Annotated in this window: 15 protein-coding genes and 1 pseudogene; 9 read left to right on the forward strand and 7 right to left on the reverse strand. The window is 57.9% G+C overall.

All coding sequences use genetic code 11. The features are described 5' to 3' along the window. Positions 1-89: 89 nt before the first annotated feature. The 6 genes from ELH03_RS32845 (at position 90) to ELH03_RS32870 (ending at position 6,555) form a co-directional block, all read left to right on the forward strand. On the forward strand, positions 90-1,004 hold the full coding sequence (locus tag ELH03_RS32845; protein WP_130729914.1) for an ABC transporter ATP-binding protein: 915 nt from the start codon (positions 90-92) through the stop codon (positions 1,002-1,004). After that, a complete protein-coding gene (locus ELH03_RS32850; protein WP_130654368.1) occupies positions 1,004-1,900 on the forward strand; it encodes a branched-chain amino acid ABC transporter permease in 897 nt (298 codons plus the stop codon). Before ELH03_RS32845 ends, ELH03_RS32850 begins: the two co-directional genes overlap by 1 nt. Positions 1,901-1,903: 3 nt before the next feature. Further along, positions 1,904-2,944 carry a branched-chain amino acid ABC transporter permease gene (locus ELH03_RS32855; protein ID WP_130654369.1) on the forward strand — a complete coding sequence of 347 codons (1,041 nt, stop codon included), beginning with the start codon at positions 1,904-1,906 and terminating at the stop codon, positions 2,942-2,944. 99 nt (positions 2,945-3,043) lie between these two features. Next, entirely contained in the window at positions 3,044-4,378 is a 1,335-nt protein-coding gene (locus ELH03_RS32860) for an ABC transporter substrate-binding protein (RefSeq protein WP_130729916.1), read from the forward strand. A 121-nt stretch (positions 4,379-4,499) separates the two neighbouring features. Continuing rightward, a complete protein-coding gene (locus ELH03_RS32865; RefSeq protein WP_065277588.1) occupies positions 4,500-5,282 on the forward strand; it encodes an ABC transporter ATP-binding protein in 783 nt (260 codons plus the stop codon). 25 nt (positions 5,283-5,307) lie between these two features. Further along, complete coding sequence (locus tag ELH03_RS32870; RefSeq protein ID WP_065277587.1) at positions 5,308-6,555, forward strand: SfnB family sulfur acquisition oxidoreductase; 1,248 nt, start codon at positions 5,308-5,310, stop codon at positions 6,553-6,555. A gap of 573 nt (positions 6,556-7,128) precedes the next feature. Here the strand turns inward: ELH03_RS32870 and ELH03_RS32875 are convergent. Then, complete coding sequence (locus ELH03_RS32875) at positions 7,129-8,178, reverse strand: class I SAM-dependent methyltransferase (protein WP_130729917.1); 1,050 nt, start codon at positions 8,176-8,178, stop codon at positions 7,129-7,131. A gap of 640 nt (positions 8,179-8,818) precedes the next feature. Between ELH03_RS32875 and ELH03_RS32880 the strand changes: the two genes are divergently transcribed. Both ELH03_RS32880 and ELH03_RS32885 read left to right on the forward strand, forming a co-directional pair. Beyond that, positions 8,819-9,481, forward strand: a complete 663-nt coding sequence (locus tag ELH03_RS32880; RefSeq protein WP_065277585.1) for a transcriptional regulator — start codon at positions 8,819-8,821, stop codon at positions 9,479-9,481. Positions 9,482-9,612: 131 nt separating this feature from the next. Continuing rightward, positions 9,613-10,167 carry a hypothetical protein gene (locus tag ELH03_RS32885; RefSeq protein ID WP_081295690.1) on the forward strand — a complete coding sequence of 185 codons (555 nt, stop codon included), beginning with the start codon at positions 9,613-9,615 and terminating at the stop codon, positions 10,165-10,167. A 203-nt stretch (positions 10,168-10,370) separates the two neighbouring features. Here ELH03_RS32885 and ELH03_RS32890 read toward each other — a convergent pair whose 3' ends face one another. The 4 genes and pseudogenes from ELH03_RS32890 to fdxB all read right to left on the reverse strand — a co-directional run bounded on the left by ELH03_RS32890 (position 10,371) and on the right by fdxB (position 14,208). Next, a complete protein-coding gene (locus tag ELH03_RS32890) occupies positions 10,371-10,955 on the reverse strand; it encodes a P-loop NTPase family protein (RefSeq protein ID WP_245308459.1) in 585 nt (194 codons plus the stop codon). Between the two features lie 640 nt (positions 10,956-11,595). After that, positions 11,596-13,140 carry an RNA polymerase factor sigma-54 gene (gene rpoN / locus ELH03_RS32895; RefSeq protein ID WP_130729918.1) on the reverse strand — a complete coding sequence of 515 codons (1,545 nt, stop codon included), beginning with the start codon at positions 13,138-13,140 and terminating at the stop codon, positions 11,596-11,598. Positions 13,141-13,515: 375 nt separating this feature from the next. Continuing rightward, positions 13,516-13,896 (reverse strand): annotated as a pseudogene (locus tag ELH03_RS32900) (RNA polymerase factor sigma-54); the annotation flags it as partial. An 18-nt stretch (positions 13,897-13,914) separates the two neighbouring features. Next, positions 13,915-14,208 (reverse strand): ferredoxin III, nif-specific, encoded by a 294-nt coding sequence (gene fdxB, locus ELH03_RS32905; RefSeq protein WP_130654374.1) that lies wholly within the window; start codon positions 14,206-14,208, stop codon positions 13,915-13,917. Positions 14,209-14,976: 768 nt separating this feature from the next. Here fdxB and ELH03_RS32910 point away from each other — a divergent pair. Next, a complete protein-coding gene (locus ELH03_RS32910) occupies positions 14,977-16,032 on the forward strand; it encodes a TlpA disulfide reductase family protein (RefSeq protein WP_130806877.1) in 1,056 nt (351 codons plus the stop codon). A gap of 332 nt (positions 16,033-16,364) precedes the next feature. Here ELH03_RS32910 and ELH03_RS32915 read toward each other — a convergent pair whose 3' ends face one another. Both ELH03_RS32915 and ELH03_RS32920 read right to left on the reverse strand, forming a co-directional pair. Then, positions 16,365-17,045: a cysteine hydrolase family protein gene (locus ELH03_RS32915; protein ID WP_165406194.1), complete on the reverse strand. Its 681-nt coding sequence runs from the start codon at positions 17,043-17,045 to the stop codon at positions 16,365-16,367. Positions 17,046-17,095: 50 nt separating this feature from the next. Next, entirely contained in the window at positions 17,096-18,463 is a 1,368-nt protein-coding gene (locus ELH03_RS32920) for a purine-cytosine permease family protein (protein ID WP_130654375.1), read from the reverse strand. Positions 18,464-18,541 lie beyond the last annotated feature (78 nt).

The following is an 18,541-nucleotide window of genomic DNA, read 5'->3' on the forward strand; positions in this document are numbered from 1 at the left end:
AAGAACCGGGTGGTTCGTGGAGGGATAGCGTGCGCCTGTGAGTCCAGCTGGGTTCGCGGCGCGCCATCGAGAGCAGGGGCGTGCACACTATGACATTTGCCTTCGGAGGCTTGGGAGCGGCGCCGTTTCCGCCGGACGTTCAGGAGCACTTGGCAGGCTTGGACAGAGGAACAGGCGCGGCCTGGACGTCGCCGATTGAAGCGGGCGCAATGGACGGCATCGTTCTGAAGCTGGCCGGCATCGATCTGTCCTTCGGTGGCGTCGTCGCCCTGAAGGATATCGATCTGTCCGTACGGCGCGGCGAAATCCTCGCGATTATCGGGCCTAACGGTGCTGGCAAGAGCTCGATCATCAATGTGATCAGCGGCGTATACCGACCCGATCGCGGCTATGTGTGGCTCTCCGGGCGGCGCCATGCCCAGGTCCCGACGCAGAAACTTGCCCGTCTCGGCATTGCTCGCACGTTTCAAAACCTGGCCTTGTTCAAGGGTTTGAGCGTTCTCGACAATGTCGTGGTTGGACGAGCGCACAAGACGCGGTCTAGCTTCGTCGAACAGATCGTTGGCCTCGGTCGAGCCCGCACGGAACAGAGGGATGCCCGCAGTCGGGCTTTGGAGGTGCTCGAGTTCCTCCACCTTTCGCATGTTGGCGATCGTCTGGTCGGTACACTGCCTTACGGTCTGCAAAAACGGGTGGAATTGGCGCGCGCGCTGGTGGCCGAGCCCGATATCCTGCTGCTCGACGAGCCGATGGCCGGCATGACGGCAACGGAAAAGAACGAGATGGCCGATTTCGTGCGCGCCGCACGCGATCGTTTCGGTACGACAGTCGTGTTGATCGAACACGATATCGGGGTCGTCATGGACCTCTCCGACCGCGTCGCCGTGCTCGACTACGGTCGCAAGATCGCCGATGGAACACCCGACGAGGTCCAGCGCGACCAGCGCGTGATCGATGCCTATCTCGGTGTCGCCCCTGAGAACGAAAACGGGGAGGGCATCTGATGGCTGATTTCGACTGGTTGTTCTTCACCGAGGTCCTCGTCGGCGGCCTTCTCTCCGGCGTGATGTATTCACTGGTCGCGATCGGTTTCGTGCTGATCTACAAGACATCCGGGGTCCTCAATTTTGCGCAAGGCGCGATGCTCCTGTTCGCGGCGCTGACCTTCGTCAGCCTGACGGAACGCGGAATTTCCTTCCCGCTCGCATTCGCGATCACCTTCGCGATCATGATCGTCATCGGAATTGCCGTCGAGCGCGCGGTATTGCGGCCGCTGACCAACAAGCCACCGATCACGCTCTTCATGGCGACGCTCGGCCTCTCCTACATCATCGAGGGGGCTGCCCAACTGATTTGGGGCACGCAGGTGCATGGCCTTGATCTCGGTATCGAGGATGTGCCGTTCGACGTCGGTGGTGTCTACATCAGTCAATTTGACATCTTCGCAGCGATCGTTGCCGCCTCGATGGTGCTGCTGCTCTCTGTCTTCTTCCGTTACACCCGCATCGGGCTTGGTTTTCGCGCCGTCGCCGACGACCAGTTCGCCGCACTGGCCGTCGGGTTGAGGCTGCCATGGATCTGGGCGACGGTCTGGGCGGCTGCAGGCCTGGTGGCGCTGGTCGCCGGTCTGTTGTGGGGAGCCCGCGTCGGAGTGCAATTCTCTCTGTCACTCATCGTCCTGAAGGCTTTGCCGGTTCTCGTCCTCGGCGGGTTCGACTCTATCCTAGGCGCGATCGTTGGCGGATTGTTGATCGGTGCGTCAGAGAAGCTGGCGGAGGTCTATATCGGCGAATATTTTGGCGGCGGTATCGAAGGCTGGTTTGCCTATGTCATCGCGCTCGCCTTCCTCCTCGTGCGCCCTTCCGGCCTGTTCGGCCAGAAGCTTGTGGAAAGGGTCTGACCGATGTCCACGATCAACTACGATCTTCCGGTATACCGCTTCCCCGCGCGCTGGGCGACGCCATTGGGTTGGCTTGCCAGCTCCTATGTCGTTGTGCCGCTTATCGCGTCCGACTATCTGTTCGAGGCTATCCTGCTTCCATTCCTGGCGCTCAGCCTCGCCGGTTTGGGGCTCAATATCCTGACGGGCTATGCCGGGCAGGTCTCGCTGGGTAGTGCTGCCTTCATGGCTGTCGGCGCTTTCGCGGCGTTTAACTTCAATCTTCGCGCCGACGGTCTGCCTTTAATCGTCAGCATGGTTCTTGCTGGTCTCGCAGCCGCCGGCATCGGTCTGGTATTTGGCCTTCCAAGCCTGCGCCTCAAGGGCTTTTACCTTGCGGTATCGACGCTTGCAGCGCAGTTTTTCGTGCAGTGGGCGCTGACCAAATTCAGCTGGTTCTCCAACGAGTCCGCATCCGGCGTGATCGATGCACCGCAGCTTTCGGTCTACGGCTTAGTTTTTGATGGCCCAGTCGGACGATATTATTTCGCGCTGACGGTGGTCACCGTTCTCACTTTGCTGGCCTATCGCTTGGTGAATTCGCAGACCGGCCGCAATTTCATCGCCGTGCGCGACAATGAGACAGCGGCACGGATCATTGGCGTGCCAGTGCTGAAAACCAAGCTTCTGGCCTTCGCAATCTCCTCCTTCATCATCGGCATCGCCGGAGTCCTGTGGGCGTTCGCCTATTTGCGCACGGTCGAGCCGGCCGGTTTCAATCTCGACCGATCGTTCCAGGTCCTGTTCATCGTCATCATCGGCGGACTTGCCTCGATCCGCGGCGCCTTTTTCGGAGCGGCGCTGATCGTCGTGTTTCCGTTGGTCCTGTCACGGCTTGGCTCCTTCCTACTCGGCGATATCTTCAATTCGGGCGTGCTGGATATGAGCCAGCGCATCGTGCTCGGCGCGCTCATCATCCTCTTTCTGATTCTCGAACCGGATGGGCTCGTCGCCCTTTGGGGTCGAGTACGAAAACGAATCGGCGCCGCCATCGTGCGGTCCTGATCGAAACGGAGCCATCAAGGCTCTCGAATGCCAACAGCCTTCATCAGATCAACCCGGACCGGCGCCTTGCCCCGGTCGATACCCGGAGTATGTCCAAAAATGACGATCCTCGCCAAATTCAAGATCGCGGCTCTTGCCGCCGGCCTCGCCTTTTCGGTGGCCATGCCTATGGCCCATGCTGACGAACAATATTTTCCCCTCCAGAGCTATCGCGTCGGCCCCTATGCTGCCGGCGGCACCGGCTTCTTCGGTGGCTTCATCGATTATCTGAACCTGATCAACACGCGCGACGGCGGCGTCAACGGCGTTAAGCTGACATGGTCGGAAGCTGAAACGCAGTATGAGGTCGAACGTGGCGTCGAAGCGTACGAGCGCCTGAAGAGCAACCCGAACGTTGCCGCCTGGAACCCGCTTTCCGTCGGCATTGCCTATGCGATGATAGATCGCATCACCGCCGACAAGGTGCCGTTGATCACCATCAATCATGGCCGCACGGATTCGACCGATGGTCGCGTTTTCCCTTATGTCTTCCCGCTACTGCTCAATCCCTACAGCGAAACTTCCGGCATCGTGAACTATATCGCTTCCAAGGAAGGCGGGCTTGGAAGCCTGAAGGGCAAGAAGATCGCCGTGCTCTACCACGGCTCGCCCTATGGCAAAGAGACAATCCCCATCTACGATCTGCTAGCGAAGAAATACGGATTCGAGCTGCAGCAGATCGAGGTGCCGCATCCAGGCAACGAACAGCAGTCGCAGTGGCTGACGATCCGGCGCGCCAAGCCAGACTACGTCGTCCTGCGCGGTTGGGGCGTGATGAACCCGGTTGCGCTGAAGACCGCAGCCAAGGTTGGCTTCCCAGCGGATCACATTATCGGAAACGTCTGGTCCAATTCAGAAGAAGACGTCATCCCCGCTGGTGATGCAGCCAAGGGCTATACGGCGATCACCACACAGGCTTCGGGAGCTGAATACCCGGTCGTTCAGGAGATCGTCAAAACGATCTACGACGCCGGCAAGGGGAACCTGGAAGACAAGAAGCGTATTGGCTCGGTCTACCACAACCTCGGTATCGTCAACGGCATCCTTAATGTCGAGGCGATACGCATCGCACAGGAGAAGTTCGGCAAGCGGACGCTCACCGGCGACGAGGTCCGCTGGGGCTTCGAACACCTTCAGCTCGATCCGGCGCGTGTCGAGGCGCTCGGCGCCAAGGGCCTGTTCCACTCGATCAATGTCACCTGGGACAACCATGAGGGCAACGGCTACGTGACTTTCCAACAGTGGGACGGGAAGAAGTGGAACGTCGTTTCTGACTGGATCGCGCCGGACTGGGCACTGTTGCGGCCCATCATCGAGAAGTCTTCCGAAGCCTACGCGGCCGAGAAGGGCATCAAGCTGCGCACGGCGGCGGACGCCGAGGCGGCGACCAACTGATCCCTTCAAGCCGCGCCTGATAACAGGCGAGGCTTGAAGAACCGGGCGCGAGGGTGGTGCCTCCCTCTCCAACCTCGCGCCTTCTCTCAATCCGGCCTTTTAAGGCAAGAGGAACACGATCATGCCTCTGGAAACCACCCTGCTTGCGGTCGATGGTCTGAAGGCGACGTACAATAACGCCATCACCGCGCTCGACGGCGTCGGTTTCCACCTGGCGCGCGGTGAAATCCTGGCGCTCCTTGGCGCTAACGGTGCGGGGAAGACGACGACACTCAAGGCGTTGTCCAATCTGCTTCCAGCCGAACGTGGTCAGGTCGTTTCCGGCAGCATCTGCTTCGACGGGCTCGATGTCCTGCGCACAAGCCCTGCTGCACTGGTGCGTGCCGGTCTCGTGCAGGTGCTTGAAGGTCGCCATTGCTTTCGCAGCCTGACAGTCGAGGAAAACCTTGTCTCCGGTGGGCTTGGCCGCGGCAGCACGCGCGCTGAGATCGCCGAAGATATCGAGAAGGTCTACACACGTTTTCCCAGGTTGAAGGAAAAGCGTCGTGCACTTTCCGGCCTGACCTCTGGCGGCGAGCAGCAGATGACGGCGATCGGCCGGGCGCTGATGTCGCGGCCGCGCCTTCTAGTTCTCGACGAGCCATCCATGGGATTGGCGCCGCTCGTCGTCCAGGACATTTTCCGGACGCTGCGCCACCTCAATCGCGAAGAGGGTCTTTCCATCCTTTTCGCGGAGCAGAACTCCGCAATCGCACTGAAATATGCCGATCGCGCCATCATTCTCGAAAACGGCGCCACGGTGCTGACCGGTGACGCACAGGATCTGCGCGGGCGCGATGATATCAAGTCTTTCTACCTCGGCAAGAGAGCCGTGGCTCCCTCCATCCCGGCCGTTGTCGGCTAACCAAAATTCAAGAGGAGACACCACCATGACCCTTTCCACTATTAATACCGAGTATGCCGCAAAAGCTGTGCCCCCTGTTCCGCGCCCGTCGGAACCAGCCCACATCGTCAAGACTGATGCCGAAGCGATTGCCATCGCGAAGACACTTGCGGCAGAGTTCATCAAGAATTCGGCCGTGCGCGACCGCGACCGCATCTGGCCGGTGAAGGAACTGGACGCGTTTTCACAGAGCGGGCTTTGGTCTATCAACGTGCCCAAGGCCTTCGGCGGTCCCGAAGTCTCTTATGCAACGCTTGCGAAGGTCATCGAGATTATCTCGGCGGCCGATTCATCCATCGGCCAAATAGCGCAAAACCACCTGGGCGTCGTGGCCGCGATTCGGACGGTTTCGGACCCAGCCCAGCAAAAGCTGTTGTTCGCGGAAGTGCTGAGGGGCACGCGCTTCGGCAATGCCTTCTCCGAATTCGGATCCAAGCGCGCAGTGGATTTCGAAACCAAGTTCATCGATGCCGGCGATCATGTCGTTGTCAACGGCCAGAAATTCTACTCATCGGGGGCGTTGCTCGCGCATCTGGTGCCGATCGTTGCACTCGATAGCGAGGGCAGAGCCTGGTATGCGATTGCCGAGCGCGACGCGCCAGGTTTGACTGTCATCGACGACTGGTCCTCCTTCGGCCAGCGTACCACGCTGTCGGGGACGGTCCTGCTTGACAATGTCAGAGTGCCGAAGACGCACGTGGTGCCCGGCTACAAGGGGTATGAGGTGCCAACTGCGGACGGAGCGATCTTCCAGATTATCCAAGTGGCGGTCGATACCGGTATCGCGCAGGCCGCGATAGACGAGACCGTTAGCTTTGTGCGCACCAAGAGCCGCGCCTGGGTGGATTCCGGCGTCGACAACGCCTGGGATGATCCCTACACGATCCAGGCGATCGGAGACTTGACGCTACGACTGCATGCGGCGCAGGCGCTGCTTGAAAAGGCAGGTTATGCCATTGATCGGGCGATCCTCGATCCTAACGCGGAAACCGTTGCGGAAGCCCAGATTGTTACTGCCGAAGCGAAGATCCTCTCCACTGAAATTGCGATTGCGGCCACCAACAAGTTGTTCGAGCTGGCGGGAACGCGCTCAACCCTTGCCGAGCACGGGCTTGATCGCCATTGGCGCAACGCCCGCACCCATACCCTCCACGACCCAGTCCGCTGGAAGTATGCTATATTGGGCAAGTATTTCCTGAATGGCGAGAAGCCACCTCTCCATGCCTGGAGCTGAGGTTTCCGATCTGCAAAGCACCCGGTGGTCAGGTGCTTTGCGGATTATGCCTTGCAGCGCTTAGAAGATAGTAGGCGGTTTTCGCCGTCGTCAATGAGTACGCTTCAGAACGCCTCGCGGTCTCGCCGCCAAGGCAATATTTCACTGCTTTAGAAACGACGGCCTCCGATCTTCAGGTCGCGGGGCAGAGCTACTTGTTGAAAGCGCCTGGACGACTGGTTTGCGTGCAACCTCCATCGACGCGCGATCAACATTGTCTGCCGATCATTTTGGAGACGGCTTCCTGTCCCCAACAAAGAACATCCGAACGCCGAGCTGCCCTCCGGCGTTGGTCGCCTTGGCCTTGGATTGCGATAGACAATTCATAAAATGTGAGCTTCTGCGTCTGCCGGCTTGCTCTGGAACCAGTAAAGTTCGTTTCTCCCTCGTCGAGCAGGGACAATGCGGGGCGACGACCCGATCTGCCCTCAATTGCGCGCAAAGACTGTCCGAGTTGCAAGGCTACTTGCTTCCGATGTCACGCGCGGCGCGCCTGCCCCATCCGGCCGGACCCGGGCGCGCCGCGACTTCTCATCAGGTTGCTTCGAGCACCATGTTGAGCGGGGTCTGGGCTGCTCGGCGGACATGAGTGAAACCGCCCGACCGGATTACCTCGGCCAATCGCTTCTCTCCCGCCTGAGCGCCAAGTGCTATTCCCGTCTCCTGCGCAAGCGAGGTTGGAACGCAGATCATCGTCGAGGCTGAGTAGTAGAGCCGTCCAACTGGGTTGATATTCTCCTCCAGCGTATCTCCGGCCATTGGTTCGACCACCATCCACGTGCCGCCCTCCTTCAATGCCTTTCGGATATGAGCCGCAGCGGCTATTGGGTCGCCCATGTCGTGCAAGCAGTCGAAGCAGGTGATCAAATCGAAGTCTCGGCCGTCGAAGTCCTGCGCCCGGCCGATCTCGAAGCGCACGTTCGTCAGGCCATCTGCCCGAGCGTGGGCGGTCGCTGCCGCGATCGAATCCGCATGGAAGTCGTAGCCGATGAACCGCGAATTAGGGAAAGCCTGAGCCATGAGGATCGTCGAGAGCCCATGTCCGCAGCCGACGTCGGCCACAGTCGCGCCCGCCTTCAACTTGTCGACAACGCCATCGAGCGCCGGCAGCCAGTCCTGCACGAGGGCGTTGAGATAGCCGGGCCGGAACAGCTTCGCCACAGCGCAGAACATGCAGCCGGCCTGATCCCCCCATGCCACGCCTCGACCGGTTTTGAAGGCAGACTGGACCTTCGGCTGGTTTTCGACCATCGCAGCAGCGGTATCGAACCCTCCGATCAGATTGACCGGGCTGTTAGGCTCAGCAAACACGAGGGCCTGCTCGGGCGTCAGCGAGAACAATCCTCGCTCATGGTGCACATAACCTGAGGCGGCCTGTGCCGACAGCCACTCGCGGACATAACGAGGTGCGCATCCCGAGGCATCGGCAAGGTCGTCGGCCTTCACCGGCCCGATCTCCTTCAGCGTCCTGTATAGCCCCACCTCATGTCCGATCCGGACCAGCGACACGCTGAACGCTCCGCCAAGGTCGCCATGGACGCGGTCCACGAGTTCTTTGAGCCTTGTCTCGTTGACGTCCGTCATGTCGGATCCCTCCTATTTTGTGGCGGCCTCATGCGCGCTTGCGGTCCAAAGGCACGCCAACAGATGAACTCGATACAATCGGATAACCGCATTTAGCTTTACCGATGCGGCTTCCACTCTGCATTGCTTGTGCCAACTAAATTTCGCCGCTAACCCCTTGAGGTTGCTTTATTGTTTACTTGCTTATGTTCGATTATGTTGTCGGGTTATGGACATATCGTGTCGCAATCCGCCCCCTGATACACCAGGGCGATGAAGTGGAAGTTCATGGGCTGGGCAAGAACGGGCCAAGGAGGTATCCACGATCGCCCGGAGATTGATATGATCGGGTGCGCGCCCCACACAATCGTCCTAGCAAACTCCTGTTGGAAGCTCTGGGACAAGGTCACCCCACACGCCCGACTGACCAAGATCATCCTATCGCAGGATGCGCTTTACCACCCCCAGGTGGAGCAGCCTTCCGACATTCGGCGAATATGTCCTACTAAATCTCATGGTCCAGCATCTCGGTGATGAGTGGCGTTGGGGGTGAGCCTCGCCAAGGGTCTAGACCGGCGACGCGGGAGTCGGTATTTGCAGAGGCAAGTAGCATTGGCGAAATCTCGCCGAGACATCATCCCAGATACAAGGCTTCCTTAAAGTGAAAAAAGTCCAGCGCAGCTTTGCCGTCGAGTACAAATCAGGTCGGCGAAAACTCAATTCCAAAGCGAACTCGATTTGGGGAGACACCGATCTGAAGTCCGTTGCTCAAGATCTGCAGGATGAGGCAATGCCATTTATGTCTTTAACTCCGCAGGCAAGAAGCAGCGAGATGCTTGTATCCGGAGAAGAACAGGCCGGGCCGTTATTGACACTGCCGATCGGGCGGGAGACAAATGCATCGGCTTTACAGGAGACCACAATGGCCGACGAAAACGCTACGATGATCAATGCTGACACGCCGGCCGCCGCGGCGCCCGATGTGCCGAAAAAAACGCGCAAACCTCGCGCGAAGAAGGTAGTGCCTGAAACGGCCCCAGCAGCCGTTTCTCTGCAACCGGCTGCGGCTTCGGATGCCACCGCTGGAAAGCAGAAGAGAGGACGCAAAGCAAAGTCTGACGAAGGTGCGACGAGCACCAGACGTGCGGCTGTCAAACGTGCTCCGAGAGCGGTACAGGCAGCGACCGCACCGTCGGTGGCCGCAGTTGATGAGTTTGCGGATCTTCTGCAGCTGGAAGAGGAAAATCAAAGACTGCGCAAGCTGCTGGCGGAGAAGCTACGTGCCGAAAATGCCGATCTGCGAAAGCGACTCAACCTCGGTTGATGCGTAGCAGACGGCCAAGCGCGGGCCGCATTCTCATGCTTATAGAAGTGAAGATTTTGGCGGCGGTTCGTTCTGCCGCCAACGTTTTTGCTCGCTGTTTGCATGCGCAGTAGAATCCGAGGTCGATTAAAATGGCGTCTCCATGGAAACTTCTTGCTGGGCTGGTGTCACGGCGACGCGAGCAGAAGCGCTCGGCCGATGATGTGAAGCCGGACGTATTGGCCATCGCCAAGCCGGCTGAAACAGCAACCAAAAACGAGTTGGGCGCCACAGACCGTCCGGCCGACGAAAAGCCAGTTCTTGACAGTCCTTCCGCCGCGGTGTCAGTCGATCCGGATCAATCCGAAGAAACGGCAAGCGCTGTTGATGATCGCGCAGATATCGAAGACGCAAAGTCGGCGGAAGCGGCTGATCCGGCTTTGCCCGATGTGGCCAATACAGCCGGTCGTGCCGCGCCGAAGATCTCTCGAGTTGGCGGTGGTCAAACGCGAAAGCGCAGCATGCGGCGCACCAGAGTGGAAGCGATTGCGGTTGTTGTTCTTCCACCATCTCAAACTATTTCCGCCGCTTCTGAAGATGCAATCAATCTTGATGAAGAGATCAGGCTGCTCCGGGATCAGCTAGCGCGTAAGCTTCAAATACAGAATACACAATTAAAGAGGATGCTGCAGCGCTTTGAGCGCTGAACGCGTCCATAGATCCAGCCGAGACTTTCGTGGACACACGGATAATCTGATAGGCATTAAACAATTCTTCAACTCCAATCTGGCTTTCTCCGCAGCGATACCTAATCTTCCGGCTGGCGTGCGAGATAGGCCATGTCAAAGCCTAGCGTGGCCGCACGAAAAATTGGTCACGCGAATCGCCCTTGAGTTGGGTCCATCGCTCGCTAACGCGGGACCGGCAGACCCCATGTTCGATAGAGGTTATTAAGGGCAGCCGCAGTGTGGCATTCGACTGTCGGCAAGCCGAACTCCTGAAGAAATTTCGCATATTCCAGGTTGCTATTACGGGACTTGAACAGAATCCAATATACCATCCGCCATTTTATTCTGTCTTTGGCCCTTTGGAGAGATCCTGCGCGATCCGGTTGATTGGCAAGAGTGCGCTTGAGATAACGCAAAAAACGTAGCCAGGAATTTGACGTGATGACAATAACACCAGTGGAACGGACTAATCGCTGCGGCATCAGGCGCGAGTAGCTGCCTTCGATAATCCACCGCTCTTCCTGAATCGCCAAATCATGAAGCGCGGCAAACTCTGTTTCCGGGCGCGGCTGCCAATCCGTGCCGGGCAGATAATGAAGTTGGTCGAGATGCACGGCTGGAATACCGAGCTTCTTACACAGGGCGACCGCCAACGTCGACTTGCCTGCGTTTGAAGGGCCAAGAATCGCGATGCGCTCACCCAGCGAATGCAAAGGCAGTATAGGGACACCGTTCGGGAAATTGGGATCGTTAGGTCGTGGGGACATTGACTTCGTTCCTACTTCGCTCCTCGGATCTCGGAGGAGCTGCGGGGAGCATTGTTGCGAAGGGACCGGGCACGGTGCATGACCAAACTTTGATCCTGAGCTGGCTGAGGAGGAGACGGCGAGTACGTGAAATAGATCGACGGCAATGTTCGCAATCGGTTCAAAACCGGCCATCAACCTGGGAAATGGGTTGTTGGACGCAGCTCGATCATAGCCGAAGTTGGCAACCTTGCTTACCGGTAGAAGGAAACTGCGGTCCGGCCTGGCATCAAAAAGAGAACGCCAGATGGCTGGAGTTCGAGCGGGATCATTGGCAAGTCTTCGCCGAGTGCGGAGGAGAAGATGCTGCGACGGCCGGAAAAGGATTCGACATTCTCTAGCACCTTGCGCCGGCCGCATGCGCGGGCGATCAGCCAGGACGCCAACCGGCTCCCGTGTTGCAGGTGGAATAAAAAATCTTGGGCTCTCCACGGACGCGAGCAACGGCTGCGTGGGCCACATGCCGGAGATGTGAACAGATTGAAGTCCCTCACCAAGATGTAGGGAACGTGATCTGGATGGTATAGCTCTTCACTGTGTGTTCTCCTTCTGCAACCACTCCGTCAAAAGTGCCTTCGAAGAAGGCACTTTTGACGTGTCTTCACGAACCAGCGACTTTGGCGAGCGCCCGCTTCTCGCGGCGGCGCTGCACCGAAGAAGCGATGTTCATCGCCTCCCGGTATTTCGCAACCGTGCGGCGGGCAAGATCGACGCCGCCCTTCTTCAGCATGTCGACGATATCGTCGTCGGAAAGCACCGCCTCCGGGCTCTCCTGCAGGATCAGCGCACGGATCTTGTGACGCACGGCCTCGGCCGAATGGCTGTCGCCGCCCGCAACGGCGCTGATCGAGACGGTGAAGAAATATTTGAGTTCGAAGAGGCCGCGCGGCGTCAGCATGTATTTGTTCGACGTGACGCGGCTGACGGTGGATTCATGCATCTTGATCGCCTCGGCGACCGTCTTCAGGTTCAGCGGGCGCAGATAGTCGACGCCGTGCAGCAGGAAGGCGTCCTGCTGGCGGACGATTTCGCTTGCCACCTTCATGATGGTTTTTGCCCGCTGATCGAGGCTGCGCGTCAGCCAGTTGGCGGTCTGCAGGCAATCGGAGAGGAAGGCGTGATCCTCGCCGTTCTTTGTCACCCGGGAAAAATAGGACTGGTTGACCAGCACGCGCGGCAGCGTATCCGGATTGAGCTCGACCAGCCAGCCGCCCTCCGAGGAGGCTCTGACGACCACATCCGGCATTATCGCTTCGGAAACACCTGCCTCGAAACCGCTGCCGGGCTTCGGATTGAGCTGCAGGATCTCGGCGTGCATGTCGAGAAGATCTTCCTCGTCGACGCCGCAGAGCCGCTTCAGCTTGGCAAAATCGCGCCGCGCCAGCAGTTCGAGATTTTCGACAAGAGCCTGCATGGCCGGATCGTATCGGTCCTTCTGCCTGAGCTGGATCGCCAGGCATTCGGCGAGGCTGCGGGCGAAAACACCTGGCGGATCGAGGCTCTGGAGGGTGGCGAGCACGCGCTCGACCCTTGCAGGGCTCGTGCCCAGCGCCTCGGCCGCCTGGACGAGATCGGCCTGCAGATAACCGCAGTCGTCGAGCTGGTCGACAAGACATTTTGCGATCAAGCTGTCGCTGTTATCGCGCAGGACGAAGGGGATCTGCTGGGCGAGATGATCGCACAGCGATACCTGGCCGGCGACGAAATCGTCGAGATTATAATCGGCGCCCTCGCTGCTGCCAGGCATCGACTTCCACTGGGTGACGAGCTCCGGCGCATCGAGGCGCTGCGGGGCGCCGTCATCAGGAAAGACATTGGTATAATTGGCGTCGAGCTCGTCGTTCAGCCGGCTCGTGCTGGCGCTGCCGCCATTGTCATACCAGTCGCTGGAAAGCGCATCCTCACGATTGTCGGTGCCATCATCCGCGCCGGCATCTTCCGGCGAGTGGCTGAACGGCTCGTCATCGCCTGCCGTGTACTCGCCGTCGTTCGCGAAATTGAGCAGTGGGTTCTTCTCGACTTCCAGGGCAATGAACTGGTTGAGTTCGGCACGCGTCATCTGGAGCAACTGGATGGATTGCATCAGTTGCGGTGACATCATCAGGGACTGGGTCTGGCGCAGGGATAGATTCGCGGACAAAGCCATGGAAACCTCCTGGTCGTTAGGAAAACGTTGTCAGGTCAAGGATCGGACTACCGAATGCCACGCCACAGGCGGCAAGGGAGACGGAGAAGAGCAGTGTGCCCACAGGAGCGATTACTTTCATCGGAGGATCCCCCATTTTCGGTGAACGCTGGATCATCGGCATGGCTTGTCTGCGGGTAGGCAAGCGCTTACTCTTAGGCGCGGTGTTGGTGGCCATAAGGTTACTAATCACTCTGGACATTCCGAACTCCAATGACGCTTTAAAGCTCAATTCCGCGAGCAAGAGCGATGCCAGTCTGAGAAACGTCACCTTTCCAACTGGGCATGCTCTTCGTTGTCCGCTTTAGACCTCTTTGCTACAGGGTTTCGTCGGAGAGGCGCCAGAGCCACTTGGCAGACCTTGTCAGTCGGGGTGTAATCGGCGTCGAGTTCGTCGCTCAGCCGGCTGGTGCTGGCATTGCCGCCATTGTCATACCTACCGCTCGAGAGCGCGTCGGTGCGGCTATCGTCGCCATCGTCCGCGCGGGCGTCCTCCGGCGAGTGGCCGAACTGCTCATCGCCGGCTGGCGTGTACTCGCCGCCTGCCTCGCTGTCGTTCGACGGAAATTCGAGCAGCGGGTTCTTCTCGACTTCTAGGGTGATGAACTGGTTGAGTTCGAAACGAGCCATCTGCGGCAACTGGATGGGTTGCATCAGTTCCGGTGTCATCACCAAAGGCGGAGTCTGACGGTGGGAAAGTTTGGCCGAAGAGGTCATGGGAAACTCCTGGTCCCGTTAGTCGGACGTGATGTGAGTCTGACAATTCTTCGGGCAGACGCGGGCGCAGGCGCCACAACCGATACATCGGCCGGGGTGATCGACAATCATCAGCAATCGCTCGACCTCATCATCGTCTGCTCCATCACCGTCACGTAAAATTTCGCCTGAGTCGGTGATGCCGCGAATGTGCATGACGTCACGCGAACAGACTTTGAAACAGCGGCCGCAGCCAATGCAACTTGCGTCTATCTGGCTCAGATATTCCGGGAGCCATCTAGATCCGTCGCGGCTTACGAATGAATCCACCATCGTGTTCTCCTGTGCAGCGAGGTCTTTTGCGTAAGGCCGATCTAGCATTGCTCTTGAAGGTCGGTTCAGAGCCGTTGAGACATGGATGCTTTTCCTGTAAACAGGTCTCACGGATCGCTACCATGGTATTCCCTTCAGCCATTTGAATTGCTTCCGAAGCGACGGAGCACCCACTCGAGCTGCCGTCTTTACCCGAGAATGATTTTCAAGCGTCGTGCCAAGCCGTTCAAAAATGAATGGTGAATTTCAATGTGGTGCAATTTCAGCTCTTTAGATGCCGAAAATAACAGACTGAAAAAGGTCGCTGACGCTGGGGATGTCGTGACAATGTTGTACGCCGTGTCTCATTGATGACACACGGCGGTTCTTCGGTCCTCGGCGCGAGGGGGAACATCCCCAGTAAGCGCCGAGGACGCGATTATATTACAGCCTCACACATGGCTTGTTTCGAGGGCTATGAGAGGCGTTCTCTGCTCTAAACGATCCTGCGGCCGCGTTCGCGTCGAGGCCGATTACAGCCAATATCTCGAACTCCCCGACAAATGGCCTGATTGGGACACTCCCCGTCGAGTTTGTCGGTTTCGCGCCACTATTACTGGTCCCGCGGGCCGCTGCATTTACGGTGGAGCCACTGGATCTGATGACTTTTTGCATCGTCGTTTGATTGGCACGCCAAGTGCTAGGGGGAGCGCAAAGCCAGACGACCCCTGTCTGCGAGGCTGGCATCATGGCTACCACACTCCAGGCGAACTAGAATTGGAGAATAAAATGAAGGCCCATTTCCTAATTGGCTCTCTAGCTCCGTCGATCGAAACGCTCACCTGGATACATGGCAATCCAATTTTCGCTTTAGAGCGCGGCAAGATACACATCGTTGCACTCTTCGCGACAACCTGCGGATTTTGCTCGAAGTCCCTTGCCGACCTGGGGCAGTTGCAGGAGAAATACAGGGATATCGGACTTGAGGCCCTCGGAGTTGCAGCAAGGGAGCGGGTTGCAACGGCTGACGAGGCCCGCGCGCGGGTGGACACGTGGCTAAACAAAGAGCTTCCGAATCCGACGATCCCGATCGCATTCGAACATACAGGTGAAATGAACAAGCTTTGGTGGGTTGCCGGCGGATCTTTCGCGGATCCAACGATATTCGTCGTCGACCGAGACAACAGCATCGCCCATATTGGCTACCCGGATCCTGAGGACCCGGACCTACTCGAGCGCGTTTTGATAAAAGTCATGGATGGCAGTTGGGACACCAGCGCAGAAGCGAAAAATGCCCAGGAGAAGTGGCTTGAAGGAGTGCTCCTTTTCCGCGCGATTGCGGCGGTGAACATTAAGGACTTTCAGACGGCGCTCTCGACAATTGAAGAGGGCATCAAAGCAATCCCAGACAATTTGCCTTTTCGCGAAGCTCATGTCGAGTTGTTGCTCGGAAGAATGCACGACTTTGAGGCGGGCTGGATTGTATTGGCCCGACTTGCCCGAAATGCGATAGAAAAAAATGATGGTGAGTGGCTTCTGGCGGCGATGCAGCAACTCTTCGGTTCACCGTACGACTACTCCTGCCTTCCGTTTGCGGAACGCTTTTCGATGGGCAAGGAGCTCTTGGAGAGCATTCAGACACTGTGTCCGCAACAAGATGGCATCTCACGCGCGCGTTCTTACGCGACAATTGCCCCTTACTTCTATGAGAGCGGCGACAAAGATCGGGCAGTTGAATCGATCGCGCATGCGTTGGAGCTGGTCGAGGGTGAGTCGCTTCCGGACGACGTAAAGCAAGAATACCTGGCGCAATTGGAGGCGGCCCTGGCCGAATACAAGGGGTAAGAGATACGAGGGAATTCGCTGAGGATCCGCAGAACCAGGCTTGAAAAGAGGAACCCGTGGGCGCTGTTTAGGCAGCGCCCACGGGAATTCCGGCGAACGATTAGCGTTCCTTTTCATCTACGCCCAATGGTTCAATGAAGGCTCATCGGTCGCCTTGGCGGTGCGTGAGCAGGTGTGCAGGGGAACATGTGTAGGGGGCATTCGCACGTGTTGACGCGTGGGAAGACTTCGATAGTGGGATCGCCTCCGTTGCAATCGCTATGTCCCCAATCCAGCAACGTTCGCAGTGGGTTTCAAATGCCAACTCTATCGGAGGGCAACGGGCTGTTGGTCTACGTGGGTAAAGGCGGAAGCACGCTGCCCCCGCGAGCGGCGTCTAACCAGTCGATCACCGTTATGGTGTCAGCAACCCATCCGAAATTCTTATCCACGACATCCAGCATTGTGGCTGTGGCGCGCGGGTCATATGTGGCCACCGCGTCTTTGATCACCACCGCTGGATAATGAAGCTGATAGGCTTGGCGCGCGGTGTCTTCGACACAGCACTCGGACATGACGCCGGTTATAATGACGCCATCGATATTCCGGTCCCGCAGGATCGAATCCAGTGCGGTCCCCAAGAAAGCGCCGTAGCCACGTTTTGTCAGCTGAATCTCATCTGCGGTGGGGGTCAGTTCATCAATGATGGCGCAACAATCCCTATCCGCCTCGATATCTTCATAGTAGCGTAGATGCCCGGGACGACATCCTTTGATATCATCGGCTAGCCCCCGCGCCCAAGTGAACTTGTCCTGCATGCGCTGGTAAGGATCGTTTTCTATTCCGACCCATTGGAGGAATACAACTAGCAGATCGTGTTCTCTGAAGGCTCCGACTAGGCGCTGTTGCGACGGAATCGTTTCTTGCGCGGCGGGAACTTCGAAGGGTGCGCCAGCGCGTACAAAATCGTTCTGCATATCGACCACCAAAAGCGCTGGCCGTTCGATCTTGGGCAGGGTGTAGAGTGGCTGCACTGAACAATCCTTTGCTGATGGAGCCGCATGGCTGCGGCTCCGCAGGTTGACTATTCCGTGGCAGTCTGCACAGAACCCGTCCGGCTCAACCGTGCTCGCATTGGGAAGTAGTAGAGGCAAGCTCCGACAGGCACGCCGACGATCCATGCCAAGTCGATGTTGCCCAGGTAAGCAGCCACAGGGCCTGTGTAGTAATACATCGAAATGAAAGGGATTTCGGCCAGAACAGCAAACACGAACGCGCCGATCGCGATAGGATTATATCGGCCGTAGATGCCGTCGGGATCGAAAATGTCCGCTACGCTGTACTGTCCACGCCGCAAGACGTAATAATCAACGAGGTTGATTGCGGTCCAGGGGATGAGTGCATAGCTCATCAGAAAGATGAAATTCAAGAACATGGTCGAGAAGTCGCCGTCGCCAAAATAAGACAGGACAGCATTGGCGATCGCAATCGCGATCATCACAACGGCCCGCTGCGTTGACCCGAAACGCATATTTCCAAAGGGTTGTATGGTTGTCACTACTGCCATGAACGCGCCGTAGAAATTGAACACGTTGATGCACAGAAGCGCGTAGACGATCAGCACATACAAGATCGGCGAAAAACTACCGAACAGCATAGCAAGACTACCACCGGAGTTGTCGCTGAAGGTGGGGATCTGTACCGCCAGCAGCGCACCCAGGAGCATCATCGCGAAAAGTGCAACAGCGATGCCCGCGAAGGTGTACCAAAACACCTTCTTCGAAGAAACATTGCTCGGCAGATATCGCGAATAGTCCGCGACGTAGGGCGCGAACGACAGGGCAAAGGTGCAGGTTACGCCGATACCGGCAAAGACAAGCGCTGGCTTTGTGGCTATTGGCAGCCAATAGTCGAGGCTGGGCGGATTGCTCAGCACGATAACGAAGACAACAGCGTAGATCGCGCAAGCGATCCAGGTGAGCCAGCGCTGCGTGTCATGGATCAGCTTATAGCCGTAAAGCGCGATGACGAAGCTCAGCAGAGTGAAGACCACGATCGAGACTGAGCGTGGAACCGCTACGACGCCTGACACCGTCTGTGCGGCAAGCAGGGTGTTGCTGACGCTGAAGCCGAAATAGATAAACATGACGAAAAGCATTGGGAAGATCGCGCCCAACACGCCGAACTGCGCCCGAGACTGGATCATCTGAGGGATGCCAAGCCGCGGACCCTGCACGGAATGGGATGCTACAAGGATTGTACCGATGGAAACGCCGACAACAATCGAAAAGACGGCCCAGAACAGGTTCAAGCCCATGCTGACCAGAAGCGCTCCCGTTACAAGCGAGGTCAAGTTGACATTTGCCCCAAACCAGACCGGAAACAGATCACGTTCTTTTCCGTATCGTTCTGCCTCAGGTATAAAGTCGATCGTACGCTGCTCAATTTCCATAGCTTTAGCTCCCCTTTTATTACTCTACGAGTTTTGCAAGCCGCCTCTTGCCTCCAAACGGCTGCAGCCGCAGCGCGG

This window comes from Rhizobium beringeri (genome assembly GCF_004306515.1).
GTDB classification, from domain to species: domain Bacteria; phylum Pseudomonadota; class Alphaproteobacteria; order Rhizobiales; family Rhizobiaceae; genus Rhizobium; species Rhizobium beringeri.